A 17,702-nucleotide genomic window follows, 5' to 3' on the forward strand; every position below is an offset into this window, starting at 1 on the left:
AACGGGGCGGGTCAGGAACCGCCGTTGATCTTGGCCTCGGTGACCGCGCCGTCCGCGACACCCCACTTGTCGAGGATCTTCTTGTACTCGCCGTTGTCGATGACCGCCTGGACGGCCGCCCGCAGCGCGTCGCGCAGCTGGGTGTTGCCCTTGGCGACGGCGATGCCGTACGGGCCCGCCTCGACCTGGTCGCCGACGATCTGGAAGTACTTGCCGCCGCCGGAGTTCTTCACGGAGTACGCGGCGATCGGGAAGTCGGCGGAGACGACGTCGGCGCCCTTGGAGCGCATCCGGGTCTCGGCCTCGGGGTTGGTCGCGAAGTCCTCGATCTTCAGGGCCTTCTTGCCGTCCTTCTCGCACTTCTCCGCCTGCTCCTTGGCGAGGTCGTGGGAGAAGGTGTTGCGCTGCACGGCCATGGTCTTGCCGCACAGGTCGTCCCAGGTCTTGATGCCCTGGTCGTCACCCTTGTTGGTGTAGAGCGAGACGCCCGCGGTGAAGTAGTCGACGAAGTCGACGCCCGTGCCGACGCTCTTGCCGGTGTTGGCGTCGATGCCCTCCTGGCGTTCCTTGGTGTCGGTCATGGCCGACATGGCGATGTCGTAGCGCTTGGAGGCGAGTCCGCCGATGAGGGTGTCGAAGGTGGCGTTCTGGAACTCGAACTTCACGCCGAGCTGCTTGCCCAGCGCCGCGGCGAGGTCCGGGTCGATGCCGACGACCTTGCCGGAGTCGTCCTTGAACTCGACCGGGGCGTAGGCGATGTCGGAACCGACCCTGATGACGCCCTTGTCGCGGATGGCCTGCGGCAGCTTGCCGGCGAGCGGAGCCGCGTCCGCCGCCGTGCCCGTGCCGCCGGAGTCCTTGCCCTTGGTCTGGTCACCGCACCCGGTGAGCAGCAGGGCGCCTGCGACCGCGATCGCACCGACCACTGCTGTCCGGGAGTGCGCTGCGGTCGTACGACGGGTGGAGCGTGCGGTCATGGTGGTTCCTCCGGCGGATGGGTGGGACGTGCCGATGGGACGGGGCGCCCGCCGAGCGGGCCCGGCGGGTGCCGTGCCGTGGGCCGACGGGAGCACACGGGGGTCGACTGGCGCACACACCTTCGAGTGTCGCGACCTCGTGTGATGACGGCATCTTGCCATTCGGACTGAGCCGTTCAGGGGGCTCGCCATGTCAAAATCGGATAACGGGTGCCACCTCGAACCCCGACAGGTCGGTACATCGCGACCGAACCCTTCCGGTGAACAATTGCTTCGGCAGGAAAATCTGCGGCGCATCTCGGAATGCGGACGCCTTCCGGTGAGCCTGCCTTTTTCTAGGTCTTCCTTTTTCGGGTTTGTCAAGAGTCTGACGGGGCCTTGTCCGGATGTCCGGGTATGAGGGATGTCACCGGCATATGACCACGTCGTGATCCCGGAGTGACCTGCGGGTGATCTTCGGGCCCGCGATGTGAGCCTGCTCCGAATGGACTCGTCGGCGGGGGCATCCGTCGGGTAAGAAGGTTCTTTACACCCCTCATCCGGGGCTCCAGGGCGCGTGTGCGGCGCGCCCGTCGCGCAGGCGCTCGCGCGCATCCAACGGTCAGGGCCTTGCGCGGTCCCGCCCGCTCCTCACCAGGAGCGGACAAACCCTCACGACAAGAAAAGCTAAGGGGTAAACGAAGTGGCAGCGGAGATCGTCAATCCTCGCAGCGCGAGCAGCCAGGACAACGACAAGGGCGACAAGGGCCAGGAGGGCGGTGCGGAGCCCCTGGATTCCTTCGACCCGGCTTTCGCGTTGCATCGCGGCGGCAAGATGGCCGTGCGGGCCACCGTGCCGATCCGCGACAAGGACGACCTGTCCCTGGCGTACACACCGGGCGTCGCGAAAGTGTGCAGCGCGATCGCCGAGCAGCCGGAGCTGGTCCACGACTACACGTGGAAGTCGTCGGTCGTGGCGGTCGTGACGGACGGTACGGCCGTCCTGGGGCTCGGGGACATCGGGCCGCGGGCCTCCCTCCCGGTGATGGAGGGCAAGGCCATCCTGTTCAAGCAGTTCGGCGGCGTGGACGCCGTTCCGATCGCGCTGGACTGCACGGACGTGGACGACATCGTCGAGACGGTGGTGCGGCTCGCGCCCTCGTTCGGCGGCGTGAACCTGGAGGACATCTCGGCGCCGCGGTGCTTCGAGATCGAGCGCAGGCTCCAGGAGCGGCTGGACATCCCGGTCTTCCACGACGACCAGCACGGTACGGCGGTCGTGACGCTGGCGGCGCTGCGCAACGCGGCGCGGCTGAGCGGGCGGTCGCTGGGCGAGCTGCGGGCGGTGATCTCGGGCGCGGGCGCGGCCGGTGTCGCCATCGCGAGGATGCTGGTGGAAGCCGGTGTCGGGGACGTGGCGGTGGCCGACCGCAAGGGCATCGTGTCGGCCGACCGGGACGACCTGACGCCGGTGAAGCGGGAGCTGGCGGAGTTCACGAACAAGGCCGGGCTCACCGGATCGCTGGAGACCGCGCTGAAGGGCGCCGACGTCTTCATCGGCGTCTCCGGCGGTACGGTGCCGGAGCCGGCGGTGGCGTCGATGGCCGAGGGCGCGTTCGTGTTCGCCATGGCCAACCCAAACCCCGAGGTCCACCCCGACGTCGCGCACAAGTACGCGGCGGTGGTGGCGACCGGGCGGTCGGACTTCCCCAACCAGATCAACAACGTGCTGGCGTTCCCCGGGATCTTCGCCGGGGCGCTGCAGGTGCGGGCGTCCCGGATCACCGAGGGCATGAAGCTCGCGGCGGCGGAGGCGCTGGCCTCGGTCGTCGGGGACGACCTCGCGGCGGACTACGTCATCCCGTCGCCGTTCGACGAGCGGGTCGCGCCGGCGGTCACGGCCGCGGTGGCGGCGGCCGCGCGGGCGGAGGGCGTCGCCCGCCGGTGAGCCGGCGTCGTGACGCGGCACCGTGAGCGGATGACGCGACGTGATGTGCCGAGGACGGCTTCGCCCGGGTGGGCGGGGCCGTTCTTCTCGTGGGGCTGGGGCCGCGAGGTGGCGCGGACGCGGCTTCCGGCGGGCCGCAACAGGGCGTGTGTCACAGGGACGGACGGTTCCGGACGGCGGGCGCGGACCCTACCGTCAAGGTCATGTTCGCTGTCTACGCCGCCCGACTCGACCGCGACCGGCCGCTGTCCGGCCTGGAACTGGGGGAGCGCCCGGCCCCCGAGGCCCGTCCCGGCTGGAGCGTCGTCCGTGTCAGGGCCGCTTCCCTCAACCATCACGACCTGTGGACCCTGCGCGGGGTCGGTATCACGGAGGACCGGCTGCCGATGATCCTCGGCTGCGACGCCGCCGGGGTCGACGAGGACGGCAACGAGGTCGTCCTGCACTCCGTCATCGGGCAGAGCGGGTACGGGGTCGGGCCCGGGGAACCCCGCTCGATCCTCACCGAGCGCTATCAGGGCACGTTCGCCGAGCAGGTCGCCGTGCCCACGTGGAACGTGCTGCCCAAGCCGAGGGAGCTGTCGTTCGAAGAGGCCGCCTGCCTGCCGACGGCGTGGCTGACGGCGTACCGCATGCTCTTCACCAACGCCGGGGTGCGTCCCGGCGACTCCGTGCTGGTGCAGGGGGCCGGCGGCGGTGTCGCCACGGCCGCGATCGTGCTCGGCCGGGCCGCGGGGCTGCGGGTCTTCGCCACCAGCCGGGACGAGGCCAAGCGGAAGCGGGCCGTGGAGCTGGGGGCGGTGGAGGCGGTGGAGCCGGGCGCCCGGCTGCCGCAGCGGGTCGACGCCGTGATCGAGACCGTGGGGGCCGCCACCTGGTCGCACTCGGTGAAGTCGCTGCGGCCCGGCGGCACGCTCGTCATCTCCGGGGCGACGAGCGGCGACCGGCCCTCGCACGCCGAGCTGACCCGGATCTTCTTCCTGGAACTGAGGGTCGTCGGGTCGACGATGGGGACCAAGGACGAGCTGGAGGACCTGCTGTCCTTCTGCGCCGCCACCGGGGTGCGTCCCGTCGTCGACGAGGTGCTCCCGATGGAGCGGGCCCGGGAGGGCTTCGAGCGGATGGAGTCCGGGGAGCACTTCGGCAAGATCGTACTGACGGCGTCTTCCTGACGGGAAGTCACCACTCGCTTGGCCTGTGGCGGTCCCGGGCGGGGTGCCCGGGACCGCTGTGCGCTTTGTTCCGCGGCGGCCCCGCCGTCCCCGGCGGGACCGCCGGCCGGCAGGCGTGCCGGGTGCGGCCGTGTCAGGCCTTCGGGGTCCGGAGGATCGCCCCGATGCGGGCCGCCGCCGCCGTCAGGTGGCGGCGGGCGTCGCGGAGCTGGTCCGGGGTGACGCCGTGGTCGCGGGCCGTGTCGCGGATGTCGTCGCGGAAGCGGTCCAGCAGGCGGTCGAGGTCGCGGGCCGGGTCGCCGGAGGAGTCGGCGGCGTTCTCGTGGGCCCAGGCCGGCAGGTAGTCGGCCGGGAAGTCCTCCGGGGTGTGGGAGTACTCAGGGGTACGGGAGTGTTCCGGCCGGGACGCCGGCGTGCCGGTGCCGCCGCCCGTGCCGGGCCGGCCGGAGGTGGACTCCTTGCCGAAGTCGCCGAATTCCCTGGCCAGTTCGGCCAATCCCTCGCGCAGCCCTGTCGGCCAGTCGCCCCGCGCGAAGTGGCTCTGCACCTGCTCCTGGACGCGCCGGGCGATGCGCTGGACCTCCTCCTGTGCCTGGGCCCGGGCCCGTTCCTGCGCCTCCTTGGCCTGGCGCCGGGCGCGTTCGGCCTCCTCGCGGGCCCGGCGGCTCTCCTCCTTGGCGCGCCGGGCCTGCTCCTTCCACTCCTGCTTGACGCGCTGCATCTCCTCCTTGGCGACCCACCAGGCCGCCTTGTCGCCGAGGTCCGCGAAGTCGCCGAAGGAGTCGCCGGACCCGCCGGAGGGCGAGCCGGCGCCCCGGCGGGCCGCGCCGGCCGCCGCCCGCATCTCCCGGCGCAGGTCGCCCGCCGCACCGCGCACCTCCGCGCGGATCTCGGCGGCGAGCTCGGCGACCGACTCGCGGATCTCCAGCTCCAGGTCGGCCAGTTCGCCGCTGCGGTCTGCCAGCTCGGCCCGGCCGGCGTCGGTGATGGAGTACACCTTGCGTCCGCCTTCGCTGGTGTGGGTGACCAGCCCCTCGGCCTCCAGCTTGGCCAGGCGGGGGTAGACCGTGCCCGCCGACGGCGCGTACAGGCCCTGGAAGCGTTCCTCCAGGAGCCTGATCACCTCGTAACCGTGACGTGGGGCCTCGTCGAGCAGCTTCAGGAGGTAGAGGCGCAGGCGGCCGTGGGCGAAGACGGGGGGCATGTCAGAGCACCTTCTTGTCGGTCGAGCCGTCGGCCGGGGCGCCGGTGGGTCCGTCGTCGCGGCCGGAGACGGAATTGTCCCCCGGGCCGCCCCGCGCGCCGTCCACCGGCCCGGCGTCCTCCGGCGCCCGGTCCCGGGGCTCCTCCCCGGCCGGCCTGCGCAGCAGGGCGATGGAGCCGGTGACCGTCGTCACCTTCAGCCGGCCGTTGCCCGCGCCGAGCCGGCCGGTGATCCGCTTGGCGCCCCACCGGCCGGTGACCCGCAGGTCCTCGAAGGCGTTGGAGACCGTCCCGCCGGTCGTGCCGGCCTCCACCTCCGCGTCGGCCGGGTGGGGCAGCCGGATGGCGATCTCACCCGAGACGCCGGCCAGGGAGACGTCGGTGGGGCGGCTCGCCGGGGCCAGGTCGAGGATCATCGAGCCGCTCACCGATTCGGCCCTGACCGAGGAGCCAGCCCCCACCACGGTCAGGTCCCCGGAGACGGAGTGGAAGCGCAGGTCCCCGGTGAGGGCCTGGGCCTCCAGGTCCCCGGAGACGGTGTCGGCCCGCACGGGGCCGGTGAGGCCCACCAGCGTGGTGTCCCCGCAGACCCCCCTCACCTCGGTCCGCCCCCGCGTCCCGGAGACCACGGCCGTGGCGTCGACCACGCCCACCTCCACGTCCGTGTGCACCGGAACGGCCAGGGAGACCACCGCGCTGCGGCGCCGGATCCCGCGGTCCGGCCGTGCGAGGAAGTCCTTCCAGGTGAGGTCCTCGTAGGCCACCGTGAGCGTGCCGCCCCGCCGGGTCACGATCAGGGGCGGGCCCTCGACCCTGGAGACCTCCAGGCGGGCGGAACCCTCCTCCGTCCCCACCACGTTCACCGTTCCGCCGACGACGCGGACCCGGAGCTCGCTCACGGGCTCCGTGAAGGCGAGTCGCCGCGGCTCCGCGACGGACCACTCGGACATGGCGCAGACCTCCTGGAAGCAGAACGGGCCGGGCCGGACCGCGCCGGGCCAGGTGAGCGGATATGACACGACGAGCCATATCGCGTCTTACAGCAATACGATATATCGCGGAAGGGGGTTGTCAAGGCACCCGTTCGGGTGAGTAGTGATCGGTTCGGCCGGATGGATTGCCCTAGTTTGTGGGCATGTCGTCGACGCAAGAGCCCTCGGTCGGCCGTCCCGCCGGGCCCGCACCGGGCGCGCTGCTGCTGTGCCGGGCGGCACCGGGCTCCGTCGCCCCCGTCGCCCCGCTGCTGCGCGAGCCCATGCTGCTCACGGCCGCCGGCGAGGGGTGGAGCGTGCTCGTCCCGGAGGGCACGCCGTGGCGGCACGGGGGCGAACCGGTCGACCGTGTCCTCGCCGGCTGGGCCGCCGCCCTCGCCGTCGGCGCGCCCTGGCCCGCCCTGGCCCTGTGGTGGGACGCCGACCGGGCCGGCTTCACCCTCGCCTCCGGTTTCCGCCGCCCCGTCGGCTACGTGTGGCTCGCGAACGGCACCCCGGCCGGCGAGGAGGAGGCGATGCGCACGTTCGCCGCGTGGCTCGGCCTCGACCCGGTGCCGGACGTGCGGGCCCTCGACCGGCTCGCGGCGCCCGATCCCGCCTCCGACGCCCGGGCCCGTCTGCGCGGCCTGCTGGCCGTCCTCACGCGCGTGGGCGTCGCCCTGCCCGACGGGCTGGAGGCCGGTGAGCCCGCCGACCGTCTGTGCGCGGCGGCCCGGGCCCGGCCGGGCGTCCTGGAGGCCGGGGGAGACGGGGGGACGGCACGGCGCGCCGCGGTCGGCGCCGGCCCTCCCGGCCCCTGGACGCCCCGGGCGGACGACCCCGGGGCCCGCGCCCTGGCCCTGGCCCAGCTGGCCGCGGGCGCCCCGCTCCTGGCGTGGGGCGTACGGCACCGCAGCGGCGGTTGGACCACCGCCGGGGCGCTGCTGCTGGTCCACGGCGTACTGGGCCTGGTCCACGGCTTCGCGCGCGGGAAGGCCGGAGCACCCCGCTCCGGACCGAGCGGGGACCACCGGGTTCCGTCCTGAACGGCGCGCGTGTCCACCCGCCCCGTGCGGGCACCGTTCCCGGGCGCCGCACGTGCCCCGAGGCCCGCTCCGGCGCCCCGCGTCCCGCGGAGCGGACGGTTGCATAGGCTGTGGGACGGAAGTCGGACACGGACGCACGCAGGAGAACAGCCCCATGTACTTCACCGACCGCGGCATCGAGGAACTGGAGAAGCGGCGCGGCGAGGAGGAGATCACCTTCGAGTGGCTTGCCGAGCAGCTGCGTACGTTCGTGGACCTCAACCCGGACTTCGAGGTGCCCGTCGAGCGGCTCGCCACCTGGCTGGCGCGGCTGGACGACGAGGACGAGGACTGAGCCGAACGGGCCGCCCGGGCCGCGCGGGCCGCCGTCCGCGCGGGAGACGGCCGGAGGCGCCGCGCGGCCCGTTCGTGGGTCCTCGCGTCCGCCTGCACCCGGCGTCGGCCTTCCGCTCCCACGGGACGGGGGGTTCCCTCCGAGAGCGGGGAGCCGCAGTGGACGACGCCCGCTGCGTCCGGCGGAGCGATCGCCCCGACGCCCCCGCCCCGGCCGGCCCGTACGGCCGGTCGCGGCGGACCGGCGCCCTCGGCGCGCGGCACCGGCGAGGCGGGCGCCCGGACGGCAAGGCGTCACCGCTCAGCGGCAGCCTCCCGGTCGAGGGCGTCCGGGGCGGCCCCGTCGTGCCCTGTCTCGAACGGGGGGAACGCGAACGGGCCCGGCCCCGAGTCCGAGGGACTCGGGGCCGGGCCCGTTCGCGCGGTGGGGAGCCGGGTTCAGCGGCTCACGCCTCGAACACCTCGCGCACGAGCTGCTCCTGCTCGGCCTGGTGCCGCTTCGCGGAACCGACCGCCGGGGACGAGCTGTGCGGGCGCGAGATGCGGCGCAGGCGCTCTCCGGGCGGGATGTCGGCGCCGACGGCCAGGTCGAGGTGGTCGATCAGGTTGAGCGCGATGAACGGCCAGGCACCCTGGTTGGCCGGCTCCTCCTGGGCCCACAGGTACTTCTCGGCGTTCGGGTACTTGGCGATCTCCGCCTGGAGCTCGGCACCCGGCAGCGGGTACAGGCGCTCGATGCGGATGATGGCCGTGTCCGTCACGCCGCGCTTCTTCCGCTCGGCGTCGAGGTCGTAGTAGACCTTGCCGGAGCAGAAGACGACCTTCTTCACCGCGGACGCCTCGACCGAGGTGTCGCCGACGACCGGGCGGAACTGGCCCGTGGTGAAGTCCTCCGCCTTCGAGGCCGCCGCCTTCAGGCGCAGCATCGACTTCGGGGTGAAGACGACCAGCGGCTTGTGGTGCGGGTTGTGCACCTGCCACCGCAGGAGGTGGAAGTAGTTCGCCGGCGACGTCGGCATGGCGACGGTCATGTTGTTCTGGGCGCAGAGCTGGAGGAACCGCTCCGGGCGGGCCGAGGAGTGGTCCGGGCCCTGGCCCTCGTAGCCGTGGGGCAGCAGCAGGACGACGCCGGAGGTCTGGCCCCACTTCTGCTCCGCGGAGGAGATGAACTCGTCCACGACCGTCTGCGCGCCGTTGACGAAGTCGCCGAACTGCGCCTCCCACAGCACGAGCGCATCCGGGCGGGCCAGCGAGTAGCCGTACTCGAAGCCCATGGCCGCGTACTCGGACAGCAGGGAGTTGTAGACGTTCAGCCGCGCCTGGTCCTCGGAGAGGTACTGCAGCGGCGTGTACTCCTCGCCGGTGTTGCGGTCGATGATGACCGCGTGGCGCTGGCCGAAGGTGCCGCGCTGGGAGTCCTGGCCGGCCAGGCGGACCGGGACGCCCTCCAGCAGGAGGGAGCCGAAGGCGAGGGTCTCGCCCATGCCCCAGTCGATCGTGCCGTCCTCGACCATCGTCGCCCGGCGCTGCAGCTGCGGCAGCAGACGCGGGTGGACGGTGATGTGGTCGGGGATGTTGACCTGGGACTCGGCGATCCGCTTGACGACCTCCGTGGACACCGCGGTGTTCACGGCGACCGGGAACTCGGCCTGCGGGTCGGGGGGAGCGGCGGCCGACGGCTGCGAAGTGGCCTCGCGGACCTCGGTGAAGACCTTCTCCAGCTGGCCCTGGTAGTCCTGCAGGGCCTGCTCGGCCTCTTCCAGGGTGATGTCGCCGCGACCGATCAGGGACTCGGTGTACAGCTTGCGCACCGAGCGCTTCTTGTCGATCAGGTCGTACATCAGCGGCTGGGTGAAGGCCGGGTTGTCCGACTCGTTGTGACCGCGGCGGCGGTAGCAGATGAGGTCGATCACCACGTCCTTGTTGAACGCCTGGCGGAACTCGAAGGCCAGCCGCGCCACGCGGACGCAGGCCTCCGGGTCGTCGCCGTTCACGTGGAAGATCGGGGCCTCGATCATGCGGGCCACGTCCGTGGCGTACATGGAGGAGCGCGAGGACTCGGGGGCCGCGGTGAAGCCGACCTGGTTGTTGATGACGATGTGGACCGTGCCGCCGGTGCGGTAGCCGCGCAGCTGCGACATGTTCAGGGTCTCGGCCACCACGCCCTGGCCCGCGAAGGCCGCGTCGCCGTGGATCGCCACCGGCAGGACGGTGAAGTCCGTGCCGCCCTTGTTGATGATGTCCTGCTTGGCGCGGGCGACGCCCTCCAGGACCGGGTCGACGGCCTCCAGGTGGGAGGGGTTGGCGACCAGGGAGACCTTGATCTGCTCGCCGTCCAGGCCGGTGAAGGTGCCCTCGGCGCCCAGGTGGTACTTCACGTCGCCGGAGCCGTGCATCGACTTCGGGTCGAGGTTGCCCTCGAACTCGCGGAAGATCTGCGCGTAGGACTTGCCGACGATGTTGGCGAGCACGTTCAGGCGGCCGCGGTGGGCCATGCCGATGACGACCTCGTCCAGGCGGGACTCGGCGGCCGAGTCCAGGACGGCGTCCAGCAGCGGGATGACCGACTCGCCGCCTTCGAGGCTGAAGCGCTTCTGGCCGACGTACTTCGTCTGCAGGAAGGTCTCGAACGCCTCGGCCGCGTTCAGGCGGCGCAGGATGCGCAGCTGCTCCTCGCGCTCCGGCTTGGCGTGCGGGCGCTCCACGCGGTCCTGGATCCACTTGCGCTGCTTGGGGTCCTGGATGTGCATGAACTCGATGCCGGTGGTGCGGCAGTACGAGTCGCGCAGCACGCCGAGGATGTCGCGCAGCTTCATCATCGACTTGCCGGCGAAACCGCCGACGGCGAACTCGCGCTCCAGGTCCCACAGGGTGAGCCCGTGCTCGGTGATGTCCAGGTCGGGGTGCTTGCGCTGCTGGTACTCCAGCGGGTCGGTGTCGGCCATGACGTGGCCGCGGACCCGGTAGGAGTGGATCAGCTCGAAGACGCGGGCGGCCTTGGTGACGTCGTCGTCGTGGGAGGCGTCGATGTCCTTGAGCCAGCGGACCGGCTCGTAGGGGATGCGCAGCGCCTCGAAGATGTCGTCGTAGAAGCCGTTCTCGCCGAGCAGCAGGTTGGCGACGACGCGCAGGAACTCGCCGGAGGCGGCGCCCTGGATGACCCGGTGGTCGTAGGTGGAGGTCAGGGTCATGACCTTGGAGATGCCCAGCTTGTTCAGGGTGTCCTGGGAGGTGCCCTGGAACTCGGCCGGGTAGTCCATGGAACCGACACCCATGATCACCGACTGGCCGGGCATCAGGCGCGGCACGGAGTGCACGGTGCCCAGGCCGCCGGGGTTGGTCAGGGAGACGGTGACGCCGGTGAAGTCGTCCATCGTCAGCTTGCCCTCGCGGGCGCGGCGGACGATGTCCTCGTAGGCCTGCCAGAACTCGAAGAAGTTCAGCGTCTCGGCCTTCTTGATCGCCGCGACGACGAGCTGGCGGTCGCCGTTGGGCTTGACCAGGTCGATGGCGAGGCCGAGGTTGACGTGCTCCGGCTTGATCAGGGTCGGCTTGCCGTCCTTGACCCCGTAGGACCAGTTCATGGACGGCATCGCCTTGATGGCCTGCACCATCGCGTACCCGATGATGTGCGTGAAGGAGATCTTCCCGCCGCGGGCGCGCTTGAGGTGGTTGTTGATGACGATGCGGTTGTCGAACAGCAGCTTCACCGGGACGGCGCGGACCGAGGTGGCCGTCGGCATCTCCAGCGAGGCGTCCATGTTCTTCGCGACGGCCGCGGCGGGGCCGCGCAGGGTGACCAGCTCGGGACCCTCGCCGGCCTCCTTGGCGGGCGTGGCCTTGGCCTGCGGCTTGGCCGCCGGCTTCGCGGCGGGCGCGGCCGGAGCGGCGGCGGGCTGGGCGGCGGCCGGCTGGGCGGCGGCGGGCTTGGCCGGAGCCTGGGGGGCCTGAGCCTGGGGGGCCGGAGCCTGGGCCTGAGCCTGGGGGGCCGGAGCCTGCGTCTGGGGGGCCGGGGTGGACTGAGCCGTGCCGGGGGTCTGCGCGGCCCCCGTGGCCGCGGCGCCCGACGCAGCCTGGGCGGCGGCCGCCCCCGGCTTGTAGTCGGTGAAGAAGTCCCACCAGGCTCGGTCCACCGAGTTCGGGTCCTGGAGGTACTGCTGATAGATCTCGTCGACGAGCCACTCGTTGGCACCGAACGCGGCGGCGGGGTCCTTGCCCGCTCGGTCGGTGTCGGGCGTGGGGGTACCACCCGGCCGGAGGCTGGGGGAGCTCGGGTTACTGGGGGACTGTGGCGACACGGCGGCAACCGCCCTCTTCCGCTTCACAAGGTGATGGACAGCGGGAATAAAGGCTACGCCTCCAAGAGCGGGAAGGTCAGACCGGGCCCGTTCATCGTCGCGTAAGTCACATCTCGGAGCGTGTTTCGGCGCTTGAAATGGCGGGAAACAAGCGGGGTTCCGCTTCTGCGGGCAAGGGGGAACCGCCACCCGGCGCCCTCACGGCGCGGGCCCGTGCCCGATCGCGGGGGTCCCCGCCGCCGATCGGCGGGGACGCTTGCGGATCTTGAGGCTCCGCTTCGAACTGTACGTCAGCTCGGCGGAGATGAGGGGCCCGGAAGGGTGACGAGGATCCGGCAGCCCCGCTCGGATTCGGCCACACCGATCCGGCCGCCGTGCAGATCCACCGCCCAGCGGGCGATCGCCAGGCCCAGTCCCGTGCCGCCGTCGCTGCCGGGACCGTGCGGCCGGGAGACGGCACCGCGGTTGAACCGCTCGAAGACCCGGTGCCACTCCGACCGCGGAATGCCCGGACCCTCGTCCAGGACCTCCAGTTCCAGCGACTCCGGCCCCGGCCCGCGCCGCGCCTTGACCGTCACCCGGCCGTGCGGCGGGCTGTGCTTGACCGCGTTGTCGATGAGGTTGGCGACGACCTGGTGGATGCGCTCGGGGTCCGCGTGCGCGGTCAGCCCGGGCGGGGAGACGTCGAGGTGCAGGTGCACGTCCGTGCGGGTGTGCCCGCCGGAGCCCGACGCGATGCCCGCCCGCACGGAGGCGACCATGTTGGCCTCCTTCAGCACCCCGGACAGGTACGGCCACACCTCGAAACGCCGCCTCTTCAGCGGCACGACGCCGTTGTCGAGGCGGGAGAGGTCCAGCAGCGTCTCCACCAGCCGGCCGAGCCGCTCCGTCTGCCCGAGGGCCGTCCGCATGGTCTCGGGATCGGCCTCCGTGACCCCGTCGACGATGTTCTCCAGCACCGCCCGCAGGCCCGCGATGGGCGTGCGCAGCTCGTGCGAGACGTTGGCCACCAGCTCCTTGCGCTGGCGGTCCTGGGCCTCCAGCTCGTCGGCCATGCGGTTGATGGTGACGGCCAGGTCGCCCAGCTCGTCACGGCGGTTCTCCCGCACCCGGCGGCTGTAGTCGCCGTGCGAGATCGACCGCGCCACCGCGTTCATCTCGTCCAGCGGCGCGGTGAGCGAGTGCGCCACGAACTGCGTGATCAGCAGGGTGGCGATCATCGAGAAGACCGTGATGAAGCGCAGCTCGGTCTCGGTGCGCATCGCCACCAGCATCAGGCCGGTGGTGATGAACACCGAGATGACGACCAGCGCACCCAGCTTGGTCTTGATCGAGAACGGGCGTACGCCGCCCCAGGGGTCCCCGGGGCTCCTCCGTGCGGCCTGACGCCCCTCACTCATGGCGTCGGGGTCTCCAGGGCGTAGCCCACGCCGTGCACGGTGCGGATGCGCTCGGCGCCGATCTTCCGGCGCAGCGCCTTGATGTGGCTGTCGACGGTGCGGGTGCCGGAGGCGTCCGCCCAGTCCCACACCTCCGCCAGCAGCTGCTCGCGGGAGAGCACCGCGCGCGGCGTGTTCGCCAGGCAGACCAGCAGGTCGAACTCGGTCGGCGTCAGGTGCACGTCCTCGGACCTGACCCGCACCCGGCGCTGCGCGTGGTCGATCTCCAGTTCGCCCAGGCGGAGGATGCCGCTGCGCGGGGTGGCGGCGGCCAGCGCCGCCCGCTCCACCCGGCGCAGCAGCACGTGCACGCGCGCGGCCAGTTCCCGCATGGAGAAGGGCTTGGTCATGTAGTCGTCGGCGCCGACGCCGAGCCCGACCAGCATGTCGGTCTCGTCGTCGCGGGCGGTGAGCATCAGCACCGGCACCGGGCGCTGGGCCTGAACGCGCCGGCAGACCTCCAGGCCGTCGAAGCCCGGCAGCATGATGTCGAGGATCAGCAGGTCGGGCTGCCAGGCCTCGGCGGTGTCCACGGCCGCCGGCCCGTCACCCGCCGTTTGCACCAGGAATCCCTCGGCGCGCAGACGGGTCGCGATGGCGTCCACGATCGTCTGGTCGTCCTCGACCACCAGCACCCGGCGCTGTGCGCCCGGGGTAGCCGCCGTCGTGCCGTTGTGGGAGGTGTGTGTCTGCTCCATCGCCCGCCCCTGAGGTGTGCTTACCGGAATCAGTGGGGTGATCCCTCGTCTGCGCATGACTGCGATTGACGCTTGAATGATCGACGTCAGAGCAGCAGCGTACGGGGATCCGCGGGGCCTTTGCTATCCAGGTCGGACGCCGATGTGGACGACGTCCGGCACGCCTCGGGCAACGGGGATCTCTTCGGTATGCACCTGTTGGAACCCGGCATTACGCAAGGTTTCTTCGAATTCCGGAGAGGGTTGCGCCGACCACACCGCGAGCACTCCGCCGGGCCTCAACACCCTTGCGCAGCTTGCGATTCCGGACTCTGCGTACAGTGCGCCGTTGCCCTCGGTGACCGTCCAGCCGGGTCCGTTGTCGATGTCGAGGCACAGGGCGTCGAATGTGGTGCAAGTCTCATTGACGAAATCGGTGAGGTCCGCCGCGACGACCTCGGTCCGCGGGTCGGCCAGGGCCTCGCGGGTCAGCTCCGCCAGGGGGCCGGAGCGGTGCCAGTCGATGACGGCCCGCTCGCGTTCGACGACCGTGATCCGGCCCCAGCGGGAATTCGCGGCCGCGTGTGCGAGTGAGAAGCCCACGCCGAGGCCGCCGATCAGCACGTGCGGCGCCGGGTGTCCGCCGGAGGCGTCCAGTGCGGCGAGGGCCGCGTCGATGAGGCGGCGCTCGGAACGGCCGTCGGAGGTGTCCATCAGGAAGCAGCCGTTCGCGATGATCTGCAGCAGCCCGCCGTGCCGGCGCAGCACCACCTCGCCGTAGGGGCCCTCGCGGCGGTCCAGCACTTCGGGGAGGTCGGGTACTTCGGGAAGGTCGTACGCCATGGACATTCCGCCATCCTGGCACTTCGCCTGCGGCTCGGGACGGAATTTCGCGGGCGGGTGACAGGGGGACGGGCGGTGGACGCGGAGGTCCCGGTCCGGCCGGCGACCGCGGTCGCGCCGGTCGGGGTGTTGCGGCCGTCCACTCGGGCTGCACGACGTCCGGCGCGGCACCCTCCCCACTGGGTAATGGTTGGTTATTGATTCCGACCATTACACAAGCAGCGCATGAGTGTCCTCTTGGCTTCGGCAGTCCTGATCGCCCAGAGCGAACAGGGCTGGGGGAACAATCACCGGCTCATGAGCATTGAGTCGGCATAACTCAACTTGACTGCCGAAGGGGAGATCATGGCTGTTGACTCCGCAGCGTCCGCACCGCTCACCCTGCCCGTGCTGCCGCTGGACGACGAGGTGGTGCTGCCCGGGATGGTGGTCCCGCTGGACCTGAGCGACTCCGAGGTGCGCGCCGCGGTGGAGGCCGCGCAGGCCGCCGCCAAGTCCGACCCCGGAAAGCCCAGGGTCCTCCTGGTGCCGCGCATCGACGGGACGTACGCCGCCACCGGCGTGCTGGGCACGGTCGAGCAGGTCGGCCGGCTCGCCGACGGCGACCCCGGCGCCCTCATCCGGGGCCGGAGCCGCGTGAGGATCGGCGCCGGCACCACCGGCCCGGGCGCGGCGCTGTGGGTCGAGGGCACCCGGATCGACGAGAGCGTGCCGGACCCGCTGCCCGGCCACGTCACCGAACTGGTCAAGGAGTACAAGGCCCTCGCCACCGCGTGGCTGAAGAAGCGCGGCGCCTGGCAGGTCGTCGACCGCGTCCAGGCCATCGACGACGTCTCCGCGCTCGCCGACAACTCCGGCTACTCGCCGTTCCTTTCCACCGAGCAGAAGGTGGAGCTGCTGGAGACCGCCGACCCGATCGCCCGCCTGAGGCTCGCCACCCAGCAGCTGCGCGACCACCTCGCCGAGCAGGACGTCGCCGAGACCATCGCCAAGGACGTCCAGGAGGGTGTCGACAAGCAGCAGCGCGAGTTCCTGCTGCGCCGCCAGCTCGAGGCCGTCCGCAAGGAGCTGCGCGAGCTCAACGGCGAGAAGGAGGGCGAGGAGTCCGACGACTACCGCGCCCGCGTCGAGGCCGCCGACCTGCCCGAGAAGGTCCGCGAGGCCGCGCTGAAGGAGGTCGACAAGCTGGAGCGGGCCTCCGACCAGTCCCCCGAGGGCTCGTGGATCCGCACCTGGCTCGACACGGTCCTGGAGATGCCGTGGAACGAGCGCACCGAGGACGCGTACGACATCCAGGGCGCCAAGGAGGTCCTCGACGCCGAGCACGCCGGGCTGGAGGACGTCAAGGAGCGGATCACGGAGTACCTGGCGGTGCGCAAGCGGCGCGCGGAGCGGGGACTCGGCGTCGTCGGCGGGCGGCGCGGCGGCGCCGTGCTGGCGCTGGTCGGCCCGCCCGGCGTCGGCAAGACCTCCCTCGGCGAGTCGGTGGCCCACGCCATGGGGCGGAAGTTCGTCCGGGTCGCCCTCGGCGGCGTCCGCGACGAGGCCGAGATCCGCGGCCACCGCCGGACCTACGTCGGCGCCCTGCCCGGCCGGATCGTGCGGGCGGTCAAGGAGGCCGGGTCGATGAACCCGGTGATCCTCCTGGACGAGATCGACAAGGTGGGCTCCGACTTCCGTGGCGACCCGGCCGCGGCCCTGCTGGAGGTCCTGGACCCGGCGCAGAACCACACCTTCCGGGACCACTACCTGGAGGTCGAACTGGACCTGTCGGACGTGGTCTTCCTGGCCACCGCCAACGTCCTGGAGGCCATCCCGGAGGCGCTCGCCGACCGCATGGACATCGTCCGCCTGGACGGCTACACCGAGGACGAGAAGGTCGTCATCGCCCGCGACCACCTCCTCCCGCGCCAGCTGGAGCGGGCCGGGCTGGACAAGGACGAGGTCACCGTCGACGAGAGCGCCCTGCGCAAGCTGGCCGGCGAGTACACGCGCGAGGCCGGCGTGCGCAACCTGGAGCGGTACGTCGCCCGGCTGCTGCGCAAGATCGCGGCCCAGCACGAGCTGGGCGACCGCGAGCTGCCCTTCACCGTCACCGACGCCGAGCTGCGCGACCTGGTCGGCCGGCCGCACCACGTCCCCGAGTCCGCGCAGGAACCGGCCGAGCGGCGCACCTCCGTCCCCGGCGTGGCGACGGGGCTGGCGGTCACCGGCGCGGGCGGCGACGTGCTGTACGTCGAGGCGTCCCTCGCCGACCCCGAGACGGGCGCGGCGGGCCTGACCCTGACCGGTCAGCTGGGCGACGTGATGAAGGAGTCCGCGCAGATCGCCCTGAGCTTCCTGCGCTCCCACGGCGCCGAGCTGGAGCTGCCGGTGGGCGACCTGAAGGACCGGGGCGTGCACATCCACTTCCCGGCCGGCGCGGTCCCCAAGGACGGTCCGAGCGCCGGCATCACGATGACCACGGCCCTGGCCTCCCTCCTCTCCGGCCGCCTGGTCCGCACGGACGTGGCGATGACCGGCGAGGTCTCGCTGACCGGCCGGGTGCTGCCGATCGGCGGGGTGAAGCAGAAGCTGCTCGCGGCGCACCGGGCGGGCATCACCACGGTGATCATCCCCAAGCGCAACGAGCCGGACCTGGACGACGTCCCGGCCGAGGTGCTGGACAGGCTCGACGTCCACGCCGTGACCGACGTCCGCCAGGTGCTGGAGCTGGCGCTGACGCCGGCCACCAGCGGCGCGGAGCCGGAGGTCCCGGTCGCGGTGTGACGGATGCGGCGGGACGAGCGAGGACCCGGGCCCCGCGAGGGAGCCCG

Annotated in this window: 12 protein-coding genes; 5 read left to right on the forward strand and 7 right to left on the reverse strand. The window is 72.0% G+C overall.

Translation table 11 applies throughout. The features are described 5' to 3' along the window. Window positions 1-11: 11 nt before the first annotated feature. Complete coding sequence (locus ACSU6Z_RS19860) at window positions 12-977, reverse strand: ABC transporter substrate-binding protein (RefSeq protein WP_437047443.1); 966 nt, start codon at window positions 975-977, stop codon at window positions 12-14. 682 nt (window positions 978-1,659) lie between these two features. Here ACSU6Z_RS19860 and ACSU6Z_RS19865 point away from each other — a divergent pair. Next, window positions 1,660-2,904, forward strand: a complete 1,245-nt coding sequence (locus ACSU6Z_RS19865) for an NAD(P)-dependent malic enzyme (protein WP_437047444.1) — start codon at window positions 1,660-1,662, stop codon at window positions 2,902-2,904. A 203-nt stretch (window positions 2,905-3,107) separates the two neighbouring features. Further along, the gene (locus tag ACSU6Z_RS19870) at window positions 3,108-4,076 is read left to right on the forward strand and encodes a zinc-binding dehydrogenase (RefSeq protein WP_437047445.1); all 969 of its coding nucleotides are present in this window, start codon (window positions 3,108-3,110) and stop codon (window positions 4,074-4,076) included. Window positions 4,077-4,209: 133 nt separating this feature from the next. Here the strand turns inward: ACSU6Z_RS19870 and ACSU6Z_RS19875 are convergent, their stop codons facing one another. Both ACSU6Z_RS19875 and ACSU6Z_RS19880 read right to left on the reverse strand, forming a co-directional pair. Further along, window positions 4,210-5,280 (reverse strand): PadR family transcriptional regulator, encoded by a 1,071-nt coding sequence (locus ACSU6Z_RS19875; RefSeq protein WP_437047446.1) that lies wholly within the window; start codon window positions 5,278-5,280, stop codon window positions 4,210-4,212. Between the two features lies 1 nt (window position 5,281). Then, window positions 5,282-6,229 carry a DUF4097 family beta strand repeat-containing protein gene (locus tag ACSU6Z_RS19880; RefSeq protein ID WP_437047447.1) on the reverse strand — a complete coding sequence of 316 codons (948 nt, stop codon included), beginning with the start codon at window positions 6,227-6,229 and terminating at the stop codon, window positions 5,282-5,284. A gap of 185 nt (window positions 6,230-6,414) precedes the next feature. Between ACSU6Z_RS19880 and ACSU6Z_RS19885 the strand changes: the two genes are divergently transcribed. Together ACSU6Z_RS19885 and ACSU6Z_RS19890 are read left to right on the forward strand one after the other, a co-directional pair. Then, on the forward strand, window positions 6,415-7,296 hold the full coding sequence (locus ACSU6Z_RS19885; protein WP_437047449.1) for a hypothetical protein: 882 nt from the start codon (window positions 6,415-6,417) through the stop codon (window positions 7,294-7,296). A 154-nt stretch (window positions 7,297-7,450) separates the two neighbouring features. Further along, window positions 7,451-7,630 carry a DUF6104 family protein gene (locus tag ACSU6Z_RS19890; RefSeq protein WP_240118762.1) on the forward strand — a complete coding sequence of 60 codons (180 nt, stop codon included), beginning with the start codon at window positions 7,451-7,453 and terminating at the stop codon, window positions 7,628-7,630. A gap of 445 nt (window positions 7,631-8,075) precedes the next feature. Here ACSU6Z_RS19890 and ACSU6Z_RS19895 read toward each other — a convergent pair whose 3' ends face one another. The 4 genes from ACSU6Z_RS19895 to ACSU6Z_RS19910 all read right to left on the reverse strand — a co-directional run bounded on the left by ACSU6Z_RS19895 (window position 8,076) and on the right by ACSU6Z_RS19910 (window position 14,892). After that, on the reverse strand, window positions 8,076-11,927 hold the full coding sequence (locus ACSU6Z_RS19895) for a multifunctional oxoglutarate decarboxylase/oxoglutarate dehydrogenase thiamine pyrophosphate-binding subunit/dihydrolipoyllysine-residue succinyltransferase subunit (protein WP_437047450.1): 3,852 nt from the start codon (window positions 11,925-11,927) through the stop codon (window positions 8,076-8,078). Window positions 11,928-12,217: 290 nt separating this feature from the next. Next, window positions 12,218-13,327: a HAMP domain-containing sensor histidine kinase gene (locus ACSU6Z_RS19900; protein WP_437047452.1), complete on the reverse strand. Its 1,110-nt coding sequence runs from the start codon at window positions 13,325-13,327 to the stop codon at window positions 12,218-12,220. Continuing rightward, a complete protein-coding gene (locus tag ACSU6Z_RS19905; protein ID WP_358783939.1) occupies window positions 13,324-14,064 on the reverse strand; it encodes a response regulator transcription factor in 741 nt (246 codons plus the stop codon). Before ACSU6Z_RS19905 ends, ACSU6Z_RS19900 begins: the two co-directional genes overlap by 4 nt. Before the next feature lie 123 nt (window positions 14,065-14,187). Further along, on the reverse strand, window positions 14,188-14,892 hold the full coding sequence (locus ACSU6Z_RS19910) for a spermidine synthase (RefSeq protein ID WP_437047454.1): 705 nt from the start codon (window positions 14,890-14,892) through the stop codon (window positions 14,188-14,190). Between the two features lie 339 nt (window positions 14,893-15,231). Between ACSU6Z_RS19910 and lon the strand changes: the two genes are divergently transcribed. Beyond that, window positions 15,232-17,655, forward strand: coding sequence for an endopeptidase La (gene lon, locus ACSU6Z_RS19915; protein WP_437047455.1), 2,424 nt, complete (start codon window positions 15,232-15,234; stop codon window positions 17,653-17,655). Window positions 17,656-17,702: the final 47 nt, after the last annotated feature.

The sequence above is a fragment of the Streptomyces sp. enrichment culture genome, assembly GCF_964273145.1.
Classification (GTDB): domain Bacteria; phylum Actinomycetota; class Actinomycetes; order Streptomycetales; family Streptomycetaceae; genus Streptomyces.

What these genes read in the sequence shown, in the direction of transcription:
- ACSU6Z_RS19890 (WP_240118762.1), top strand. Translation starts at nt 7,451, where the DNA reads ATGTACTTCACCGACCGCGGCATCGAGGAACTGGAGAAGCGGCGCGGC.
- ACSU6Z_RS19870 (WP_437047445.1), top strand. Translation starts at nt 3,108, where the DNA reads ATGTTCGCTGTCTACGCCGCCCGACTCGACCGCGACCGGCCGCTGTCC.
- lon (WP_437047455.1), top strand. Translation starts at nt 15,232, where the DNA reads ATGGCTGTTGACTCCGCAGCGTCCGCACCGCTCACCCTGCCCGTGCTG.
- ACSU6Z_RS19900 (WP_437047452.1), bottom strand. Translation starts at nt 13,327, where the DNA reads ATGAGTGAGGGGCGTCAGGCCGCACGGAGGAGCCCCGGGGACCCCTGG.
- ACSU6Z_RS19905 (WP_358783939.1), bottom strand. Translation starts at nt 14,064, where the DNA reads ATGGAGCAGACACACACCTCCCACAACGGCACGACGGCGGCTACCCCG.
- ACSU6Z_RS19875 (WP_437047446.1), bottom strand. Translation starts at nt 5,280, where the DNA reads ATGCCCCCCGTCTTCGCCCACGGCCGCCTGCGCCTCTACCTCCTGAAG.
- ACSU6Z_RS19860 (WP_437047443.1), bottom strand. Translation starts at nt 977, where the DNA reads ATGACCGCACGCTCCACCCGTCGTACGACCGCAGCGCACTCCCGGACA.
- ACSU6Z_RS19910 (WP_437047454.1), bottom strand. Translation starts at nt 14,892, where the DNA reads ATGTCCATGGCGTACGACCTTCCCGAAGTACCCGACCTCCCCGAAGTG.
- ACSU6Z_RS19885 (WP_437047449.1), top strand. Translation starts at nt 6,415, where the DNA reads ATGTCGTCGACGCAAGAGCCCTCGGTCGGCCGTCCCGCCGGGCCCGCA.
- ACSU6Z_RS19880 (WP_437047447.1), bottom strand. Translation starts at nt 6,229, where the DNA reads ATGTCCGAGTGGTCCGTCGCGGAGCCGCGGCGACTCGCCTTCACGGAG.